The organism is Iodobacter fluviatilis, from assembly GCF_004194535.1.
GTDB classification, from domain to species: domain Bacteria; phylum Pseudomonadota; class Gammaproteobacteria; order Burkholderiales; family Chitinibacteraceae; genus Iodobacter; species Iodobacter fluviatilis_A.
Genome location: NZ_CP025781.1, coordinates 2,212,440 through 2,233,419, shown reverse-complemented (window position 1 = coordinate 2,233,419; position 20,980 = coordinate 2,212,440). Strand labels below are relative to the sequence as shown.

The following is a 20,980-nucleotide window of genomic DNA, read 5'->3' as shown; positions in this document are numbered from 1 at the left end:
CGTTACTTAAAAATAGACCGCCAAGGATCATCGCGCCATGTGTGACATGGTAATCACCTGCAAGAATACTCAAAACCCACCTACACAGCCCAGAGGGGCTTAGCACAGCCGACCTTGCCTCTCGTTAACCTCAGATCATGTCGCGAAAAAATATTTTCTATTTTTTACAATTACTAACCTACGAATAACAACAAGCCTAAGTTATGCTTAAGCTACGCTTGCCTGCTCAATACATTTAAAGAACTATGAAAAAACTATTATTAATTGCTTCCCTAACGCTTTCTGCCAGTGCTCAAGCTCGCTTAGATCTTGCTCAGCTTCGTGAAGCCGCCCGTAGCCGCGATTTACCCAGCATCGCAAAAATGGCCGACTCCAGCGCTGGCGAGCCCTTAGAAATGTATCCACGTTATTACTGGCTGAGTACGCAAATTTCCAGCGTCAGCGAAAGTGATGCGCAAAGCTTTTTTAAAAATTACGGCAATAGCCCGCTTGCAGAACGCTTTAGAGTGGAATGGCTCAAAGAATTGGGGCGCCGTAAAAGCTGGGTGAGTTTTGAGACCGAATACGCAAAGGTAGATAACCCAAGCAATGAATTAGTCTGCCTGAATGCGCAAGCTGGCTTGGCCAATAATGAGCGCGGCCCTTTACTAGAAGCCAAAGCGCTATGGTTTTCATCTAAACCACAAGCAGAGGCTTGCAACCCCGTATTTGATGCCTTATTTAATAGCAATGATCTTGGCACTGCCGATGCTTGGACGCGTATCCGCATTGCACTGAGCGGCAATCGCACTGAGCTTGCACGGCAATTAGCACCCCGCGTTGGTTTCCCTGCTGAATTCAGCGTTAAAAATGTGAATGCAGTCGTTGCCTCGCCCGATAAACAGCTCGGCAAGCTCTCACTCGCCACCCCTGCTGGCCGTGAATTAGCCATCTATGCCTTAGGCAGAATCGCTAGGGCTAGCCCAGATCGTGCGGCTAGCCTATTAAACAATCTAGAGAGCCAATTGCCTGCCAAAGATAAAGCTTATGCTTGGCAACAGATCGGCCTAGTTGCCGCAAAAAAACAGCATGAGCAAGCCTCCAACTGGCTGAGCAAGGGCGATGGCCAAGGCATGGAAAGCGAGGATCGCGCTTGGGCAATTCGTGCGGCTTTGCGTTTCTCTAATTGGGATACCGCGCTTGCCCGCATTGAAGCGCTGCCCACCAAGGAGCAGCAAGAAAGTAGCTGGATGTATTGGAAGGCTCGCATCCTTAAAAGCCAAAATAAAACGCTGGAGGCGAATCAGCTTTGGGCCAGTACGGCTGAGAACCACGACTTTTACGGCTTATTATCAAGAGAAGAATTAGGTAATAGCATCTCGCCCGCCAATGTGAGCTACAAGGCAAGCAGCGAAGAAATCAAACAAGTTCGCGCAATGCCTGGCGTGCAACGTGCCTTAGCACTGATCGATCAAGATTGGCGGATAGAGGCTATTCGCGAGTGGAATTGGGCAATGCGCGGCCTCAGCGATCAGCAATTACTGGCGGCATCGGAGCTAGCGCTCAAGCAAAATTGGTTTGACCGTGCCATTTATTCGGCTGAACGCACCAAGCAATTGCACGATTTTAGCCTGCGTTACCTCACACCTTACCGCGAGGTGATCGAGCCCGCGGCTAAAAACGAGGGCTTAGACCCCGCGTGGGTTTACGGCCTAATGCGCCAAGAAAGCCGCTTTATCAGTAACGCCCGCTCAGGAGTTGGTGCAGGTGGGCTGATGCAAATAATGCCTGCCACAGCCAAGTGGATTGCAGCAAAAATGGGTAATAAGCGCTTTAATACCGCAGAAGTTCACGATATTTCGACCAATATCACGTTTGGTACCTTCTATTTGCGTTATATCTGGGAGCAGCTAGACGATAACCAAATTTTGGCAACAGCAGGCTACAACGCTGGGCCAGGACGAGCCCGTGCATGGCAAGGCAAACAAACACTGGATGGCGTGATTTATATCGAAACCATTCCCTTTGATGAAACCCGCGATTACGTGAAAAAAGTGATGGCTAACGCTATTCATTATGCTCACGCTTTTTCTGGGCAAGGTATGCCACTCAAACAAAGGCTGGCCAATATTAATGCCAAGGCTGGCTCCGCCGAATAAAAGGCCACAAGATGCAAAACATTCTATTGATAGGAGGCAGCGGCTTTATTGGCCGCCAGCTAGCCGCCAAGCTCGCTACGGCAGGACACCACGTCACCTTGCCAACACGCCAGCGTGAGCAGGTGCGGGCTGACTTACTGCCGCTCACCCACCTTAATCTGATCAACGCCGATGTGCACGATCCGGCCACCTTGGCCAAGCTAGTGGCAGGCCAAGACATAGTGATCAATTTAGTTGGTATCTTGCAAGGTTCTGAAGCCAGCTTTAAACGCGCCCATGTCACGCTCACCGAAAAAATCATCACCGCCTGTACCGAGCAAGGCGTGCATCGCTATCTGCATATGAGCGCCTTGGGTGCCGATATCCATGGGCCATCCATATATCAGCGTAGCAAAGGCGAGGCAGAAGCACTGGTTTTAGCCAGCCGCTTAGATTGGACTATTTATCGACCGTCTGTGGTATTTGGTGAGGAAGATCAATTTTTAAATCTATTTGCATCCCTGCTTAAAATAGCGCCATTTGTACCACTGGCAGGGGCGGACACGCGCTTCCAACCTGTATGGGTGCAGGATGTCACGCGTGCTTTTGCCGAAGGCGTGAGCAATACCGCCCTAATTGGCAAAACACTTAGCCTCGTCGGCCCCAAGGTTTATACCCTCAAAGAATTAGTGCGCTATACCGCTCAGACTATTGGTACATGTAGGCCTATTATTTCCTTACCAAATTGGGCCGCAAGGGCACAAGCTAGCCTAATGAGCCTATTACCCAACCCTCCGCTTAGCCACGACAACCTTGACTCCTTGCAAGTCGATAATATCGACTCCGCAGGCTTTGCCCCTGAGCTCGCTTGGCGGCCGATGGCCTTAGAGGCCATCGCTCCTAGCTATTTAGCCACGAACAAAGCCAACCGCTACAACCGTTTACGTCGCCATGCAGGCAGAAAATAAATCACTATTTTTTTACTTATCCTCAATGAAAAGGGTTTAACCATGCAAATTGTTATCGGCAATCTTCCTGCTGAAGTTAGTGTAGAAGACGTGCAAACACTGCTTACCGATGAAATTGGTTTACATGAATTTGGAGCGGTAACGATCACCGAAGGCGGCTCCGATAACGCACTGGCCTTAGTGCAACTACATACAGAAAGTGCTGCGGCGGCAGATGTACTCACCGCAAAGATTTCCGGTTTTCACTGGAAAGGTCGAGCGCTCACCAGTAGCCATACCCATATGTTTAAAGAAGGCTAGCAGCCTGTCAGACTTAAGCGATCGTAGCGAGGGAAAGACCGGTTTGAGACAGATTTCGTGGGTTTTTGAAGCGAATAGCTGGCTATTCAACGAGAAAATGCGTGAAATATGGCCAAATCAGGCTTGTCCGTAGTAGATCAGTCTTAAGTCCGACAGGCTGCTAGGCTCTTAAGTTTTAAATCAAATATCAACCGAGCTTAACCATGCGCATCGCCGTTTTTGATAGTAAAAAATACGATAAAGCCTCACTTAGCCAAGCTAATCTCCCCCATAGACATGAACTGGTGTTTTTTGAAGACCGCCTCAATATTCAAACCGCAGCGCTAGCATCGGGCTTTGAAGTGGTTTGCCCGTTTGTAAATGATCGTGTTGATGCTGCCACCTTGGAGCAATTGGCTAAATTAGGCGTTAAGTTAGTGGCGCTGCGCTGCGCTGGCTTTAATGGCGTTGATCTTAATGCGGCGGCCAAGTATGGCATCAGTGTGACGCGAGTTCCCGCTTACTCACCTGAAGCCGTTGCCGAGCACGTTTTTGCCCTGCTGCTTACCTTGGTGCGCAAAACACACCGTGCGTATAACCGAGTACGGGATGGCAATTTCTCGCTAGATGGCTTAGTGGGCTTTAATTTGCATGGCCGCACCTTTGGTGTAATTGGCGCGGGCAAGATTGGTGCCGCTACCATGTCGATTGCGCATGGCTTTGGGTGCCGAGTACTGGCTTTTGATCGCAACCCCACGGCAGAACGCGCGGCAGAAATGGGCTGCGAGTTTGTTTCGCTGCCTGAGCTATTAGCGCAATCAGATATTATCTCGCTGCACACCCCTCTCACGCCAGAAACCAAGCACTTGATTAATGCCAATACCCTCGCAGGAATGAAGCACGGTGCTGTGGTCATCAACACCAGCCGAGGCGGTTTAATCGATACCAACGCCCTACTCGATGCGCTCAAAAGCGGCCAAGTAGGCGGTGTGGGTTTAGATGTCTACGAATACGAAGAAGGTGTATTTTTTGAAGACCTATCTGGCTTTGCCTTAGAAGACGATACGCTGGCACGGCTCACCACCTTCCCCAATGTCATGATCACCTCGCATCAAGGTTTTTTAACCACTGAAGCCTTAGAAAATATCGCTGAGGCAGTGCTCTGTGAAGTCAGCGCCTTTGCGCATGGCAAGCCGTTGATTAATCCTGTAACGGTGTAAGTCATTACAAGGCCTGCGGGCCTTGCCTTGCTATATAACGCGCCTAACCCAACAACCAGCTAGCCGCCTATCGGACTTAGACGGTCGAAGCGAAAAATCGCATGGTCGAGACCAGATTTTGCCGGATTTGCAGCACCAATAACGAGTTATTGGTCAAAAATCTGGTGAAATATAGGCCGATCAGGTGATTTTGCAGCTGACTGATGCTAAGTCCGACAGGCTGCTAGACAATTCCTGACATCCGTATTAGCCTTCTGTAAAGATTCCCGACCTTCTCGGGGCAATACCTTGGCTTAGCAGATTGACTATCCACTCCATCACCCGTTCCCCGCAATTTGGCCGTTGGCTACAACTACTGCCAGGTCTGATTGCCGCGTTATTTACGCTCGCTTTTTCCAGCTGGATTTTACTAACCACCGACGAAGGTAAAAAAGAACGTAGCAATCAGCTAGAGCAAGATTTGCTCTGGCAAAAACAAGCCATTACCCAACAAATCATCGCTGATACTGACGCGATTACCGCCTTAGCCGCCACCGATTACAGCAGACAATCCGCACTCTTTCAGGCGCGGGCTATGTCTTTAATTCAAAACAGCCCAGAAATCATCAGCCTCGTCATCAGAAACCAAACAGATTCAAATGTTTGGTGGGGCGCCCCGCAACAAAGAACGCTGCCTTTTAACGGTGAAAGTGGCTGGAGCTATTTACGTACCGAGCCAGAGCAGCCCTCTTTAGCCCAATTTGCGCTGCCGATGGCCGATGGAAAGCACTTCATTGTGGCCACAATATCGTTTGATCGCCTCCTTCAGCAACAGGTACCGTGGTGGATTGCTCAGCGCTATCAGGTACTCTTGCTCAACCACAATTTTGCTACCCTCGCCGCAAAATCCAGCCGCCAACTCGACCCCAGCGGTCTAAAAACCCGCATCTCCCTCGATTCCCCACCGCTTGGCCTTGCGATACAAGCCGAGCTATATCATGCACCAAGGCATAGGCTTACCGAATCATTGCCTTGGCTATTACTCGTATTGGCTATAGGTATGCTGGCTTCCACCGCACTTTTGCATCGCGTGATGCGAGTACGCTCCTTTGCCGAATCTCAGCTGCGAGCAGAAACCGCCTTACGCCAAGCGATGGAAGACTCGCTGGTCAGTGGGATGCGCGCGATGGATAAGGATGGCCGTCTTATTTATGTAAATCGCGCTTTTTGCGAAATGACCGGCTATAGCGCAGATGAGCTACTCGGCCAACAGCCGCCATTGCCATATTGGCCGCCGGAAGAATTAGAGCGCTGCCAAGCCGCCTTTGATGCCATTCGCCAAGGCAGAGCCGACCCAAACGGCCAAGCAGTGCGCTTTATGCGTAAGAATGGCGAGCGCTTTGATGTGAGCTTGCACGGCTCCAATTTAATCAATGCCGAAGGCAGGCATATTGGCTGGATGGGCTCACTCTACGATATTACCGAGCTAAAACGTGAGCGCGAAGTATTACAAGCCTCGCACCAACGCTTTGTAACGGTGCTCGATAGCCTCGATACCGCCGTAGCCGTGAGTGATGCAGATAGCGGTGAGCTGCTGATGAGTAACCGGCAATTTGATCGCTCATTCAATCTGCCAGACCGACGTGGCCGCTGTTGTATCGTGCCGTTTAGCGCCCGCCGCTTTGATACTCCGGTCGATTCCGAATGGTATGATGGCCTTCATAAACGCTGGTTTCAGATTAAAAGCCGCCATAATTTATGGGTAGATGATTCCGATGTTTGGCTAGAAGTAGCCACCGATATTACCGCGCTAAAATCTGCCGCCGAACGCGAGCGGCTACAAAACGAAAAAATCCAGCAAACCAGCCGCTTAATCTCAATGGGCGAAATGGCCTCTAGCCTTGCGCATGAGCTTAACCAGCCACTGGGCGCGATTGCCAGCTACGCCTCTGGTTGCCGCAATATTCTGGCCAACCCAACGCCTAATTTACAGCAGCTATCGCAAGCCATCGACAAGATGGGCGAGCAGGCTAGGCGAGCTGGGCAGATTATTCGTGGCATTCGAGAGTTTGTGCAGCGCCGTGCACCACATCGCCGCCGCTGCACTATTACGGGTCTGCTTGATACCGTACTGGATTTGCAATCCCACGAGGCCGTTAGACGACAAGTCGCAATTAGCATTTCAGAGCCCAGCGATTTGCCTGACCTTTATGTCGATCCCATCATGCTGGAGCAAGTATTATTCAACTTGATCCGAAACGCTATGGAGGCCATGAGCGAGACCCCGATCGAACAAAAAACATTAGCAATTATGCTCAGCCGCGAGCATGATTACTTACAAGTTATCATTGCGGATCGCGGCACTGGTATTAGCGCCGAACAAATGGAACAATTATTTAAACCGTTTTACACCACCAAAGACACAGGAATGGGGATGGGGCTGAATATTTGCCGCTCGATTATTGAATACCACCAAGGCCGTCTTTGGGCAGAAAACAATCCTAGCGGCGGTTGCCGCTTTATCTTTACTGTTCCGTTCTCTGAGGAATCTCAGGCAAATGAACCTTGACGCACGCTCTCGCAATCAATGTTGACAATGGCGTATGCGAGATGCAGCGCTTTTTTCCACCCAATATTCAAACTGACGGTAGATTTTACTGCCCCCTCAGAGGAAACCCACGCTAATGAACCTTGATCGCCGCATTGCAATTGTTGATGACGATGACGCTATTCGTGATGCCCTCGTCTGGCTATTTTCCACCCGTAATCACCGTGCCGATAGCTACGCCAGTGCCGAAGCGCTGCTTGCAGATTACTCACCCGAGCGTTACGGCTGCCTGCTACTTGATGTACGCATGCCCGGCATGGGCGGCTTAGAGCTGTTTGATCGGATCAAAGAACACCCATATTGCCCACCCGTGGTGTTTTTAACTGGCCACGGCGATGTGCCAATGGCCGTTGGCGCATTAAAACAAGGCGCAACCGATTTCGTTGAAAAGCCATTTAACGATAACGATATTGTTGATCTGGTTGAGCGCTGCCTTGCCAACGACGCCACCAAGCGCGGTGTATGGCAAATCAAAATGCAAATCACCAAACGCCTTGGCACACTCACCCCGCGCGAGCGTGAAGTGATGAAGCTAATTCTTACAGGCCGTTTAAATAAACAAATTGCCGATGATTTATCCATCTCCATGAAAACCGTAGAAGTTCACCGTGCACGGATTTTAGAAAAGATGCAGGTCAAAACCGCCATGGAACTCGCGGCCCTACTGCGCGGCTCAGGGGTTGAGCCTTAGGCTCTATTGACGTTTCATTCACGGCTGCGCTTGGCCCAGTTTTGAGGCTGAACAAGGAGAAAATTGCAACATGGCACGAGCACCATAAGCGATTTTTAACTTTCATTCCGCCCCAAGGTATTCATGTAGGCTGGGCACATTTTTGTGCCCAGCCTACAGGCCACAGATTTCTTGCCGCTTTTAGTTTTTCAACGCTCATCCAGCCATAAAAGTCCGCCATGCTTATGTTGCTCTCTCCAGCCAAAACGCTGGATTACACGACTCCCCCCGTCACCCCCGACTTCAGCCTGCCTGATTTTTTGGCTCACTCCGCTCAGCTCATTAAGCTGCTTAAGCAGCAATCACCGGCTCAAATTGCCAGCCTTATGAAGCTATCTGATCCACTGGCGGCGCTTAATGTTGGGCGTTATCAAGCCTGGCATCCAGACTTTACGCCAAGCAACGCCAAGCAAGCCGTACTGGCTTTTATGGGTGATGTTTATGAGGGGCTCAATGCGGGGGAAATGAATCAAATTCAACTGGATTATCTATCCAACCATCTGCGCATTTTATCCGGCCTATACGGCCTGCTACGCCCTTTAGATTTAATTCAGCCCTATCGCTTAGAAATGGGCACGTCTCTAGTCAATCCTGCGGGTAATCATCTCTACGCCTTTTGGGGAGAAACCATTACTACAGCAATCAACCAACTACAGCCTAAAACAGTAGTTAATCTAGCCTCTACCGAATACTTTAAATCGGTCAAGCCCAAACTATTAAATAGCCCGCTTATTACACCAGTATTTGAAGATTATAAAAATGGCAAATACAAAATAATCAGCTTCTACGCCAAACGCGCCCGAGGTCTAATGGTACGCTGGGCCGCCAGCCACAACATTAATCAAGCCGAAGATTTAAAAGCGTTTAATAGTGAAGGCTATCAATTTACCCCAAGCGTATCGAACGGAATGAGCTGGGTATTTAGACGCAATACTGAATAGATATCTCATCAGATTGTTCTACTTTATTACACCCAACCCCCAGCTACATGCTCTATTTAAGCCTAATTGTTTGTAGAGCGGGTTAGACAAGCGGCTTATGCTTGGCGTAACCCATCATCACTTAATTATTCTGCCTGCGCTCTGCCCACTTTCTAAATACCCAGCTTTGCGGCTCTATTATCCCTGTGCGAGAAAAATCTAATAAATGGGTCGCCTCCTGCATGGCTATATGCGCAAGATAAGCATCATGGTTCCCAGCAAAGAGTAATTGGTCGCCAAAGCGTAGCGGGGTATCTAAGGCAGGCCAAAGCTGCGCTTCTTCATCTTGCAAACGCAATAGCGCTTGGCATTTTAATTTCCCCTTACCAAAAGGATCGTTAATCCAATGTCCTAAGCGTAAACACGGCAACGGATTGGCTAAAAATGCATACACCGCCGCGGTGTTTTTAGCGTTTAAGGTAATGCTCCAAATCTCTGGTACTTTACCATCACATAAATTAGCCAATTGATCAATCAAAGCCTTGGCCCAAGCTTCATCTTCATCTTTTATTAAGTCTAAGAATTGCGCTAATAATGGCGTTTCAATCGAGCGTAAACATTCATGCGCCACAATTTCGCTGCGAATGGATGTAATATCAGGCTTAAACGCTTCAAACAATAAATGGTTATCGCGCAGATTTTGCCTTGCCACCACAAATAGCTTAGGGTTAATCAATTTAGCTGTAGCGAGTGCCGATAAATTATTAATATCGTGATCATGACAAACCAATAAACCCGAAGCGCGTTCAATACCTGCGGCAATTAAAGCGGTGGCATTCACACCTAGGGCTTGCACAAACTCTTTAGGCAATAAATCAGGCTGCGGGTCAGGATCGATTACAGTTACGCTTGCACCCTCTTGCAGCAAAGCCGCACGCATAGACATTCCAAAGCGGCCATAACCGACTATCACCCAATGCCCGCTAGGAGGGCGCAGTAATCCAGTAATGGGCTGCCCAGGAAAATCTGAAAGTACATTCCATAAGCGATAGGTATGCGGTGCATGCAAAAGCATTTGAAACTGCTTACCTACCGCATTAAACATATTAATTACTTTGTTTGCGCCAAACGATTGCATATTCTCTGCAACCGACTTGTTTTTACAGCGACACACAGAGACTAATTTGGGCTGTAAAACAAAGGCCGCCATTGCAATGGCCAAATTAACATTCTCATCTCCAGTAATCGCCAGCACCCCTCGGCACATTGCGTGCTGAATACCGGCTATTTTTAGTAACTCAGGATTAGAGGCATTTCCTGCGTAATAAATAGGATCTGAATGAAAATCTGCCAAGGCTAAATCATTAACCCGCTCTTCTTTTTGTTCGACCACAACAAAGCGAATATTTAAATCATCTAGTACTTTACACAACAAGCGCCCTGTTTGCCCATAGCCACATATCAAATAAAATGGCTCACGTAAACGCTGTACTTTATTTTTAAATCTAGCGTGTTGAATTGCCCGCTTTAATGCTTGATCATTAAAGAGCGTAAAAATAGACCCTAAATTATAAGCCCAACCGGTCACTGATAAATAAATACAGCATAAAACCCATAAACGCTGCGAATAAGAAAATGGATAGGGTGTTTCCCCAAAGCCAATTGAGGTTGCGGTATAGCTAATAAAATAAAAAGCATGGAAAAAATCCATTTGATAAGGACGGCCCTGATCATCTAAACCTTGAATCAGCACCAAGCCTAAAACCGAAATGGCATATATAAGAATCAGCGTAATAATCGGCGCACGCATGCGCCGCATCACCATAAAGAATATATTAGGCATCACTAATAACCTAACGCCGGTGCTGCAAAGTTTCACCGATCAGCAAGACCACCGAAACTACATTGGCAGCGAGCGCTCCGGCAGAAAATGACACGACCATGGAGGTCACTTCTGGTGTCATCCCAACTTGAGTAACATACATAGCGTGCCCCCAAACTAAAGCTGCAGCAATTAATTGCAAATCGGCCACTAAGCTGGTTGCCAAATGCAAAGCCCCTACTTGAGTACGATCGCCAAATTTAATCACGGTGGCAATAAGGCTAACCACAATGGCCAGAAATAATTCAAAGACATCATGCTGGTGAGCAACATCCATTGGCCCCAGCACAAAGCCAAAATTAAGAGTAAATGCCAATAAGATAAAAAACCCAAATACTACTTTCTCAATATTCATACTTCATACTACCCATGGCAATTAATCAGAGCATGATAAATCATAGGATATATAGCGCAATTTATATCTTTCTTTTGTAAGAAATTACTTCTTTTGAAATTCATTCACCCCCGCCCCAACTAGTAAGAAACGATCACCACTTCAGTAAAAAACCGGCTCGTCACACCCAATAAAAACCCACAAAAAAAGAAAGCAAATTACAAGAAAATGCTTTCATAGCAATTCATTCACCACTTTTAAGTTCAAACCAACTTTGTTGCACAAATCGCCTAAGCCCTACTGCTGGCATCATGAACGCATGAGGCATGCCTGAACCGAAAAAAGTATGGGTGGTCTGCAATGATTGCTCGAAAGTACGGGGATCAAGATGCAGGGCGAAAGCGAGTGGAAAAACTGGAGTGACTATCATCAGCTACTCTTGATTGAAACCAAGATGCGCTGTTTCAAATTGTTGGGTTAACGGGTAATAGCTAGGGATTTTGATCGGCAGGGGGCAGAGTTGCGAGTACGCGTTGCGATCTTAAATCGCTGCACGCAACTAGGCATACCAGTAACGGTACGGGTGGCGAAAATCCGTATGGGGTTTGGAGTGCTTCGTTCTTAAATTGATTTGTGCAACAAAGCCAAGCCACGATAACATCAAGAATTAAAAAAGAATAATAAACTTACTATCCATAATTATCGCTACACATAAAAACAATTCACTTTTTACAACGCTTTAATTAAAAACAAGGACAATTACATCCTAATATTTTACTATCTTTATTTGTATCTTAATAAGGCACATCCATAGTCTGTGCGGCATTTTATAATCGATAACCACCAAGCATGCCTTATGCTCAAACATTAAAACAAACTCAACAAAGGTCCACCATGTCAATGAAATTGGCGTATATAGATGATAACCATATAAATAGTGAATCTCCTCTTCTAAAATCACCCATTTTTCAACAATTTCTATATATGGCACTGCCAACTATTGTGGGTTTGGTCATTAATGGCATGTATATTGTTGTAAATGGCCTATTTATATCCCGCGGCATTGGCCATCATGCAATGGGTGCGGTATCTGCTGTTTTTCCTATACAAATGTTTTTACTTGCAATTAGTACCATGCAAGGAAGTGGCATGGCCTCAATTATCTCAAGGCATTTAGGGGCGAAACAGTACGAAGAAGCCTCCCGCGTTTTTTCTGCATCATTCTTACTTGCCATTGCTAGCGCAATTATTATTTCTGCCTTACTGATGATCTTTAGGCCCACCATTTATGCATTATTGGCTGTGCCCCATGAATTTATTCAAGAGGCCGATAGTTATCTTGTACCGGTACTTATATTCTCTATCGTTGGGTTTATTAGTAATCAAATCACCGAAAGCTTTCGTGCATCAGGTAATCCAAAAGCAATGATGCAAGTATTAGCCACGGGATCAATTCTAAATATTATTTTTGATGCCCTTTTTATTTTCGTTTTTAAGTGGGGCGTTGCAGGCGCAGCTTGGGCCACGGCCTGCGCCATGAGTATAGCTTTAGTGATGGCATTACAACTGCAAAATAAAGGTGAAAACGCAGCAAAATTTAAGCCACAATATTTTTTTTCTAAATTAAAAGTTTATTTAGATATCATCAGCTTTGGCATGCCTGTTTTACTTTCTCATGGTGGCTTTTCAATTATCATGGCAGTATCGGTTTACTCCATATCTGTGGTGATCCCAGAGCAATCGAGCACCCTGATTAGCGCACATGGTATTTTAATGCGTTGTTATATGTTTTTATTTTTACCCATTATTGGCATGATGATTGCACTACAAACATTATCTGCATTTAATTATGGTGCACAGCAATTTAAGCGAGTACAACAGGCTTATATTTCTGCCCTTATTTGTAGCAGCATATGGGGCGTAATCGTTACGGCGCTGCTTTGCTTTAATCCCGAATGGCTATTACTACTTTTCACACAAAGCCCAGAAATTATTTCTGAAGGAAAAAAGATTGCAGCGATTTGCTTTCTTGGTTTTCTAGCTTCAGGGGTATGCATGATGTCTAGTGGTTTATTTCAAGGCATGGGCAAAGCACTACCTGCCATGCTGCTTGATGCAGCTAGAACCTATATTCTACTTATTCCCCTTATTTTTATCCTTCCCCTTTACTTTCACAGCACAGGAATCTGGTTATCTTTCCCAATTGCTGATTTGATTGGCGGAACAATAGCCCTCACATTTTCAAGCCGTTACTTAATGAAACTCACAAAAGTAATAAAAACGAGAGCGCACTAATTTATTGTAATCAACGCTATTGCCCTATCGGGCATCCCACATCAATACGAGATGCCCGCTAAAGAAATTAAATTAAAAAGGCAGGGCAATGATTGCCCTGCCTTTTTAATTGATGCAATGCCAATTAAGCGCCGTTTAAAAACACCTCATCAGCAATAGCATGCGTTGTAAAATTAGGAAAATCACGAATAGAAGCATGCACCTCAGGATCTCCCGTCACCATTCTAATCAATTGATTAGTGCCTTTTACAAAGTAATACGTTGAGGGACCTTTACCTGGCTTAGTAAAAGTCCAAGCTTCTGTTTCCCTGCCCAACAAAGTCTGACTTCCTGCATAGCTGGCTTGGTATTGCAATAAAACATCCTGCCTTAATAAGACTTCGTGGCAAGTTTCTAAATCATCATCAAGAACGACTGCTGCATACTCTGTCTCACCCTGTGCCGGTTCACGATAGTAAGCAATTTTTGATTTCTTCGTTTTACCCTCACTGGCCGTCACAATTTCTGACATCCAGAGGCGATGGCCCGTTTTTTCCTCTGACCATGGGTTAAATAAACCATCAATCCGGCAACGATTTTGCTCATAATCAAACCAACAAATACCCGAGGTAATCTGGTCATCTTTTTGCATAGGCTGCCAGTAAGAAATATAGCTACTGCTCCATTGCTCAGGTAAGCGTGGCGGTAGAATTTGCTCTGAAATCATCTTAATATTCCTTACGCAATAAGGCCATGCCGAGTGCCTGCGCTAAGGCGGCAGGCAAAGGGGGAGCTGCTCGCGACGCTCAGCAAAACTCTTTGCCAATTCGCCAACGCTTAAATCCATTCTTTCTGCCGCAGTTTCAAACCAAGTACGGCTGATATGGGCATGCCCGCTAAATAATTGCATAAGCGGCATAACCTTTTCATTAAAATCCTCTAAAGCGCTATTTAATTCTGCATGCTCATAAAGTGCCTTTACCAGCATTTGCGCAGCAACCACCGCCATAGTCGTGCCATGACCAATAGAAAAATGGCCTGTTTGCAAGGCATCACCAATCAGCACTAAATTGCCTTCATACGCTTTGGCATGGCTCAGCGTTACAAAATTTCGCCATTGCAAACCGGGCTGAGCTTCAACCGGCTGCCGATCAAGCTCAATATTAAAGATATTGGCAATAAATACTTTTGCTTCTGCGGCCGATAAAGACTCAATACCGGCAGCATGATACGTTTCCTCACTGCACTCAACCACAAAAGTGCTCATCGAGCGGGAATACTTATATGCATGTGCAATAAATACACCATGAGCCGTTTGTTTAAAAATTAGGTTCATCGAATCAAATATCTTTGGCGTGCCATACCACATATAGCGATTCTTACCGAACTCAACATCAGGTGCTAAAGCTTCATTAAAATAATTGGATATATTATTAATTCCATTCGCAATAACAATTAAATCGTAGGCATCCGTATCCAAGCCTTCTCCATCAAATAATGGCGAAGAATAGCTAATTGGAATCAGTAAATCACTGCAAAGCGCTCTTAAAGCGCCGACTAAAGATCGTCTTTCTATGCCGCACAAAGTAATACCCGTACTTGCCTTTGCGTATTCGCCTTGATGAACAAAACAAAATTCATTCATATATTGCGCATCAACTTCTTGATCATTAGCTAAATAACTTAATGGATTAGCAGGGTGCTGGGGGGCCCTGCCAGGTAAAACCACACCCCAGCCGATAACCTCATCCATTGTATTTTTTTCTACAATGGCGATATCCCAATTTTGTTTAATTTTCTTTAACTGACTGGCAAACATCAGGCCCGCAGGCCCTGCTCCGACGACTAAGATCTTCATTAGTTGACTCTCCCTAGTTTGTACCAAACATTTTGCTTCTGCTGAATATCTCTTAGCTCCCGATAAGCCATCGAGGTGAAATAAAGCTTTTCAGCCATATCCGGAGGATAGCGGGCAGGGAATTTATTACTCATATAACGAGTATATTTTGAGCGCATAAAGAAAATAGGGTTAGACCGACTCAGCACTTCATAATTATTAATGGCCATCTCTTGCATTGCATCGGCCTCAACTTTCCTTAACTGAGTGAATTCAGGCAGAATTTTTTCAAAATCATCCTCATGCTTTTCGAATAATGCATTCAAGATATAAGCGTCTTCTAACGCCATATTCATTCCCTGCCCCAGAAAAGGCGCAGTGGCATGGGCTGAATCTCCCAGAATTAATGCATTTTGCTTATAATGAAAAACTGAAGATTTTACATTAATCAAATCATTACTTGGCTTTTCTATAAACTGTGATAGCAGTTCTTTTCTAGTTTCTTCAGGCAGCATTGCATAGTACTTATCAAAAAAGCGCCCCATAATTGCGCTGTCTTTAGTATTTAAACTAATCTCCCCCTGATAAGGTAAACAAACTGCAAAGCTAATACTGCCATCAGGAATGGTAGCTGCACGCCCAGCAAATATACCGCCAGAATCCATTCCAAAAAAATAGATTAAATCTTTTCTTAAATTAAGCGGGCTGGCATCTGCGATAACGAGTGTTTTATATCCATGTTTGAAAAATGATTGCTGATATTCAAATCTGCGGATATTATTTTGCATAGCTTGCCGCACAGCAGAGCGTGCTCCATCTGCACCAATCAATAGATCGCCCTTATGCTCAACAATCAGCCCATTATTATCTTTAGTGGTGATTGTTTTATCATCTAAATTAACTTCTAAGCATCGTTGACCATAGTGATAATGAACATTATTAATAACTGCATATTTATTTAATAATTTCTGAAAATCCGCCCTGCTTAATGAAAGAGGCGAAAGAGAATCAATGGCGGGCAATTCTCTGGTTTTAAATTTTCCAGCAATACAAAAAGACATGCCAGTGATAGGAATCCCACATAAATCTAACTCTTCTTTAGGAATACCTGCATTTAAAACCGCTTGAATCCCACGCACCGTCATACTCACGCCTATCGCCCGCGAGCTAACTTGATCTATATAATCTGAATACGCCAAAAAAGGATCGCCACGTTTTTCAAAAACATGCACATCATGCCCACGTTTAGCTAAATAAATGGCGGCCAAACCACCTGCTAAGCCCCCCCCCACAATAATTATTTTCTTCATTTATCAGCCTTCCCGTGAAAGTTTTCCAGTTGCAAGATCCATCATTTGTTTATCATAAAACTCAAGTAATTCAATTTGTGCTATTGCAGGTTTAATCCCTTTTATTTCTCTCGCGTATTTTGCAAGCGCTCGGCATTGCATTGCGAGTGCCTCACAACCGGCCTGATGATCTGCAATCAAGCTAAATTGAATCGCCTGTGGCACAGGTGGGCCAGCATTACGGCCAGGAACGCCTGAAGGTATTGACATAATTTGTACCGATAAAGGCCTTAATATCCCTGCCATAATATCGATTGCAGCATTCATTATTCTTGAGCGGCGCAAACTACCTAAAGGCTTTTGCCCAAAATGTTGAATCATCATATGAAAGGTCAGCTCATGGCAGCCTTTATATAAAACCATAAGCTGCCTAGCCTCGGGGTTTAATACTGTATTGCAGCCAGGTGTTGGGTCTAATGCAGGGTTTTTTAAAACTGAGATTGCAGGCTCAAATGGCACTTCACTTGTGAGTAATGTGCGGGATATTTCTCTTAATCGATTAAAATGGCTTTGGGCATAATAGGGCGAATCTGCTGCGGCCCCTTCGCCCTGCTCTGTAACAAAATCAATGGCGAATAATGCTGTTTCTCGATTATTTACTTCTAATTGATAAGCTGGGAACTTTCTGTTTGTAAGCTCATTTAAAAACAAATGATGCTCACCGCTTGATTTAGCCACTTCTCGACTAAATAGATCAGGGATATTGGCAAATGCCCTGCGAATTAAGGCATAAAAATCTGCTATCGATTTTCCTGTAGATGGAAAATAATGCGGCCATTCAAACCTAACAAACTTTGCTAGCACATGCTCTGAAAACGGTTCAAAAGAAAACTCAGTATCAAGGCCAAATTCTTCAGCTGCTTTTGAACCAAACAAGGGCGTACCTAGGAAAAATGGCTCGCCTAAAGACATTAATAGATTATTCACAATCAAATAATGAATCATTTCTTCATGGGCAATTTCTAAAATTGTGCCACGCCAACCAGAATACTGTCTTCGATCTGCCCCACCGCAAACTAAGGCTAATTGCTCTACGTTCCATCTTTTGCTAGCCACTAATTGCTCACCAGCAGCATAGTTTGGCAAGGAATATGCGGCATATAGGTACTGCAGCATGATGGATAATTCTAAATTCACCGCTTGCTTTAATACCTTAACTAATTCTTCTTTACTGCTAATTTCACCATTTTTTTCATTTTTGACTAGGGCTGTTGTTTTTTGATCGCTTAAGGCCGATTCTTCAACATTTCTTAAATATTTAAGAAAAAGTATCGATTTAGCATAAGACATTTCTCTGGTACTTGGCATGTAATAACTTTTATCACGATTCAACGGATCACACATTTGCCACATTAATCGCGCATAAGTTTCGCATTTGCACTGATCGGCCATGCTAAATACTTTATCGGCCATAAATGGATAAATCAGCTCGTAATAACTCATGACCTGTTCATACAGAAAAGTGTAATCCACCAAATGATCAGGGGTATCTAAGAGCGCCCAATCATCAGAGAGTACACGTACCAATATCTTTCCCCTGTGGTCGCCAACAAAAACCTCACTCACTCCCGATTTTCTGCTCGTAATCATCAGCGAGGCTTGGCCCTGTTCATTGCTAGAGACCATTAATTGAGCCGTGCTAACAATCGCTTTGTTCTCAATGAAAACACAGATATCTTTTTTAGCTTTTGGCTTGCCACGATAGTAGCTAAATATTTTTATATCCTTAGAGAAAAAAGTATTGTTTTTTCTGTCGGGTGCTTCTAAGGAAATAACATTTTGCTCTGCTTGAATCAGCCAATCAGATTCTAACCATTGATTGCCAACACCATGCAATATTAAAGAATCATCTGTGGCGTTTATTAATAATGGTACATCAAAAACTCCAGCCGTTTTCCAGAATGGGAGATATACTGACTCAGGTATTTTGGCCAATAATGCCCCACTTTTAGTTCTGAGCTCTAATGTGCCCAGAGAATACTTTGGCCCTAGAGCATGAGTTAGCTGCTGCCCAGTACATTGGGCTTCACGGCTAGTAAATGGAATACTGCAAGCCATACTGATACTTGCCCACTCACCTTGGATCTTAATCGCCACAGGGCCAAAACCCTGATTATTATCGGGATATAAAACCCTAGCATTGCTAAATGTGGCCATATCTTGCTTTAGCCATAAACCAATACTGCCACTTAAATCATAGAATACCGGCGTATCTGGCTGTTGTGGAGTAGACATATTAAAAACGCTGTACTGAATGCTCAGCCCTAATACATCGTTTCTTTTTAGCTCTTGCTGCAAGTATTCAATAAACTCAGATTTAAGATCTAATTGATTGAAAATAAAATGTTCAGCATCTTTAGCTACAGAAAATTGAAATACCCTAGTCTTAGCAAACTCTGGCCCTAAGAAATGAGCCTGCTTTTGCTGAATATGATTCTCACCATAGCAGCGAACCGAATGCACACAATCAATCGCTGAAGAAAATAAATAGGGGGCATTAGCCGCAGCTGCTGCTTCTTTAATACAGAGCTGCCCAGCATATATTTGCGAAGTATCGTCTCGGCTTGGATCAATATCTACCCACCTTGCCCGATTAAATGTTGTGCGCAAATATTCATTGTAATGTCCCCATAGCTCCAGCTTGCAACCGAGCAATGAATCGTTTTCCACTAGCATACCAGGCTGTATTTGCAGCGCTGTAATCTGTGTATTTTCCCAGGAGAAATGATTATTTCCTAAGAAATTATGCCCAGCAGCTTGATTAAAAACACCCTCGTCATCAGGCAAACCCTGCAAATTAAACCTTGGTGGCAATTGCTTTAGATACTGATGAAACTCGCTTGGGTGCTTTTTTAAATCAAACAACGCGCCATCTTGATACACACGATTATTTGCTATATCTAAAGTACCGGCAATATTTCTATTCCCCGTTGGCACATTAAGCCGTGCAGCACCTTTAAAGTGAATACGTGGAAAATTCAAAATGCTCATTAAATATACATACCAGTTAAAATTAATAAGGTTGTTTTGTGCAGTATTTACTCAGAAATTAATTTATCTCTCTCTGTTACTGCTAATTTTTCTAATTTTTTTAATAGATGCTCTGCCGCATTTTTGCCAGCAATAATCCCCCCCTCCATCCAGCCGCAATGTGAAGTATATGCATCTGAAGCAGCGATAATTGTGCCATTATTTTTAGATAAAATAGGAGGGTGCTCGGGGGAGGTTTCTAAAGCAAACTCTACGCCATTCGGCCAATACTTAAATTTATGACTTACTGGCCAAGGTATTTCTTTAATTGAAATATTTAAGGCTACACTGATTAAGTTCATGACTGTATTTATATACTCATTTTCACTTTTTTTTGTTTCTTCTTGCCAAAAATCAGCATAAGCACTGTCGGTATAAAAGAAGATATATTTATCACTTTTAAAATATAATTTCCTTAATGGGTTATCGACAATAGTTACTTTATTTTCTAAATTGTAATCTTGCCACCAAGGGTGATCAAAAAATATAAACCCTTTGAATAGAGGGATAGATCCATAAGTATAATCGCTCCAGCTATCTGGAAAATCGATATTGAGTGATGACATTGCTGTTGGTGGAAGTGCCAGTATGGTGTATGTACTGTTATGCCATATCTCTTGCTGCTCAGAGCCAGAGAACTCAAGCAAAGTACTATTTGATTTTGTTTGCAGATTGACTAATTTATGTTCAAAATAGAATTCAACACCTAGTACAGCCGCTCTTTCATATAGGCTTTTAACTAATACGGAAAAACCATCGACTAAATTAAACCATTCATAAGATGAATTATCCGAAAAGCACTGAATTTCCGGGTGTTTTTCAATAATATCGTAGCCAATTTTTGGTGAAATTTGTGGCAAAAATAAGGAATCATAGCCTAAGCCATTAATAATGGCATGAGATTTTTCACTCCCTACATAGTTACATAAAAATTGAAAAAATGATTCATTATCGCTATTGAAGATTTTTGGCTTTAATTGTGCCAATACTTCTTTCAACCCCGTATGTTGTGGGTGTGGGTGTGCAATTTTTGTAAAAGGAAAAACCTCTATATTCTCTGCTAACTCACTAACAAGCTTGGAAACATTTGGATGCAAAGCGGGTGAAAACCGCCCTGCCCCTAAGTCTATGCTGAAATCATCCACTTTAATTGAATGCGCTCGGCCACCTGTTTTATCCCCATTCTCAAAAATACGAATCGTATAGCCTTTAGTTATTTCTGAGCCGGCTAATTTTAATGCGCAGCTTAGTCCTGTGACCCCAGCGCCTACTATAGAGATTACTTTGTTGTTTAACACAGTCAAATACCTCAATATAAATCTAAATTAATATTTATTTTTTAGCAATTAATTAAAACACTCAGAGCTAAGCTACAAAAAATATTTATATGAATTAAAATAACGTAATTGATAACAAGCTGTAATGATCTAAATCATTCTTATTTCGGCAAAAA

Annotated in this window: 15 protein-coding genes and 1 pseudogene; 9 read left to right on the top strand and 7 right to left on the bottom strand. The window is 44.2% G+C overall.

Features of this window, described 5'->3' with window-relative positions; translation table 11 throughout:
* The first annotated feature begins 245 nt into the window (after positions 1–245).
* The 7 genes from C1H71_RS10040 to yaaA all read left to right on the top strand — a co-directional run bounded on the left by C1H71_RS10040 (position 246) and on the right by yaaA (position 8,842).
* Entirely contained in the window at positions 246–2,138 is a 1,893-nt protein-coding gene (locus C1H71_RS10040; protein WP_130106438.1) for a lytic transglycosylase domain-containing protein, read from the top strand.
* 11 nt (positions 2,139–2,149) lie between these two features.
* On the top strand, positions 2,150–3,085 hold the full coding sequence (locus C1H71_RS10035) for a complex I NDUFA9 subunit family protein (protein ID WP_130106437.1): 936 nt from the start codon (positions 2,150–2,152) through the stop codon (positions 3,083–3,085).
* A 42-nt stretch (positions 3,086–3,127) separates the two neighbouring features.
* Positions 3,128–3,385: a hypothetical protein gene (locus tag C1H71_RS10030; RefSeq protein ID WP_130106436.1), complete on the top strand. Its 258-nt coding sequence runs from the start codon at positions 3,128–3,130 to the stop codon at positions 3,383–3,385.
* 203 nt (positions 3,386–3,588) lie between these two features.
* Complete coding sequence (locus C1H71_RS10025; RefSeq protein WP_130106435.1) at positions 3,589–4,584, top strand: 2-hydroxyacid dehydrogenase; 996 nt, start codon at positions 3,589–3,591, stop codon at positions 4,582–4,584.
* Between the two features lie 301 nt (positions 4,585–4,885).
* Positions 4,886–7,132: a PAS domain-containing sensor histidine kinase gene (locus C1H71_RS10020; protein WP_130106434.1), complete on the top strand. Its 2,247-nt coding sequence runs from the start codon at positions 4,886–4,888 to the stop codon at positions 7,130–7,132.
* Between the two features lie 115 nt (positions 7,133–7,247).
* A complete protein-coding gene (locus C1H71_RS10015; RefSeq protein ID WP_130106433.1) occupies positions 7,248–7,862 on the top strand; it encodes a response regulator transcription factor in 615 nt (204 codons plus the stop codon).
* A 218-nt stretch (positions 7,863–8,080) separates the two neighbouring features.
* Positions 8,081–8,842 carry a peroxide stress protein YaaA gene (yaaA, locus tag C1H71_RS10010; RefSeq protein ID WP_130106432.1) on the top strand — a complete coding sequence of 254 codons (762 nt, stop codon included), beginning with the start codon at positions 8,081–8,083 and terminating at the stop codon, positions 8,840–8,842.
* A 121-nt stretch (positions 8,843–8,963) separates the two neighbouring features.
* Here yaaA and C1H71_RS10005 read toward each other — a convergent pair whose 3' ends face one another.
* Entirely contained in the window at positions 8,964–10,664 is a 1,701-nt protein-coding gene (locus C1H71_RS10005; RefSeq protein ID WP_130106431.1) for a potassium channel family protein, read from the bottom strand.
* Between the two features lie 10 nt (positions 10,665–10,674).
* Positions 10,675–11,058 carry a DUF6394 family protein gene (locus C1H71_RS10000; protein ID WP_130106430.1) on the bottom strand — a complete coding sequence of 128 codons (384 nt, stop codon included), beginning with the start codon at positions 11,056–11,058 and terminating at the stop codon, positions 10,675–10,677.
* 373 nt (positions 11,059–11,431) lie between these two features.
* Between C1H71_RS10000 and C1H71_RS09995 the strand changes: the two are divergent.
* Positions 11,432–11,662, top strand: a pseudogene (locus C1H71_RS09995) (hypothetical protein); the annotation flags it as partial.
* Positions 11,663–12,021: 359 nt separating this feature from the next.
* A complete protein-coding gene (locus tag C1H71_RS09990) occupies positions 12,022–13,332 on the top strand; it encodes an MATE family efflux transporter (protein WP_223146034.1) in 1,311 nt (436 codons plus the stop codon).
* Between the two features lie 124 nt (positions 13,333–13,456).
* On the opposite strand, the gene vioE is transcribed toward C1H71_RS09990, so the two are convergent.
* Genes vioE through C1H71_RS09965 form a run of 5 tightly spaced genes read right to left on the bottom strand, consistent with a single transcriptional unit; the run spans position 13,457 to position 20,825 of the window.
* Complete coding sequence (vioE, locus tag C1H71_RS09985; RefSeq protein WP_130106428.1) at positions 13,457–14,038, bottom strand: violacein biosynthesis enzyme VioE; 582 nt, start codon at positions 14,036–14,038, stop codon at positions 13,457–13,459.
* A 42-nt stretch (positions 14,039–14,080) separates the two neighbouring features.
* Entirely contained in the window at positions 14,081–15,169 is a 1,089-nt protein-coding gene (locus C1H71_RS09980) for a tryptophan hydroxylase (protein ID WP_262488427.1), read from the bottom strand.
* Positions 15,169–16,458: an FAD-dependent oxidoreductase gene (locus C1H71_RS09975; protein ID WP_130106427.1), complete on the bottom strand. Its 1,290-nt coding sequence runs from the start codon at positions 16,456–16,458 to the stop codon at positions 15,169–15,171. Before C1H71_RS09975 ends, C1H71_RS09980 begins: the two co-directional genes overlap by 1 nt.
* 3 nt (positions 16,459–16,461) lie before the next feature.
* Entirely contained in the window at positions 16,462–19,488 is a 3,027-nt protein-coding gene (vioB, locus tag C1H71_RS09970; protein WP_130106426.1) for an iminophenyl-pyruvate dimer synthase VioB, read from the bottom strand.
* Positions 19,489–19,535: 47 nt separating this feature from the next.
* Positions 19,536–20,825 (bottom strand): flavin monoamine oxidase family protein, encoded by a 1,290-nt coding sequence (locus C1H71_RS09965; protein ID WP_130106425.1) that lies wholly within the window; start codon positions 20,823–20,825, stop codon positions 19,536–19,538.
* Positions 20,826–20,980: the final 155 nt, after the last annotated feature.

Coding starts and splice junctions, on each gene's coding strand:
- C1H71_RS10040 (WP_130106438.1), top strand. CDS start 246: ATGAAAAAACTATTATTAATTGCTTCCCTAACGCTTTCTGCCAGTGCT.
- C1H71_RS09990 (WP_223146034.1), top strand. CDS start 12,022: ATGGCACTGCCAACTATTGTGGGTTTGGTCATTAATGGCATGTATATT.
- vioB (WP_130106426.1), bottom strand. CDS start 19,488: ATGAGCATTTTGAATTTTCCACGTATTCACTTTAAAGGTGCTGCACGG.
- yaaA (WP_130106432.1), top strand. CDS start 8,081: ATGCTTATGTTGCTCTCTCCAGCCAAAACGCTGGATTACACGACTCCC.
- C1H71_RS10035 (WP_130106437.1), top strand. CDS start 2,150: ATGCAAAACATTCTATTGATAGGAGGCAGCGGCTTTATTGGCCGCCAG.
- vioE (WP_130106428.1), bottom strand. CDS start 14,038: ATGATTTCAGAGCAAATTCTACCGCCACGCTTACCTGAGCAATGGAGC.
- C1H71_RS10025 (WP_130106435.1), top strand. CDS start 3,589: ATGCGCATCGCCGTTTTTGATAGTAAAAAATACGATAAAGCCTCACTT.
- C1H71_RS10015 (WP_130106433.1), top strand. CDS start 7,248: ATGAACCTTGATCGCCGCATTGCAATTGTTGATGACGATGACGCTATT.
- C1H71_RS10000 (WP_130106430.1), bottom strand. CDS start 11,058: ATGAATATTGAGAAAGTAGTATTTGGGTTTTTTATCTTATTGGCATTT.
- C1H71_RS10005 (WP_130106431.1), bottom strand. CDS start 10,664: ATGCCTAATATATTCTTTATGGTGATGCGGCGCATGCGTGCGCCGATT.
- C1H71_RS09980 (WP_262488427.1), bottom strand. CDS start 15,169: ATGAAGATCTTAGTCGTCGGAGCAGGGCCTGCGGGCCTGATGTTTGCC.
- C1H71_RS09975 (WP_130106427.1), bottom strand. CDS start 16,458: ATGAAGAAAATAATTATTGTGGGGGGGGGCTTAGCAGGTGGTTTGGCC.
- C1H71_RS10030 (WP_130106436.1), top strand. CDS start 3,128: ATGCAAATTGTTATCGGCAATCTTCCTGCTGAAGTTAGTGTAGAAGAC.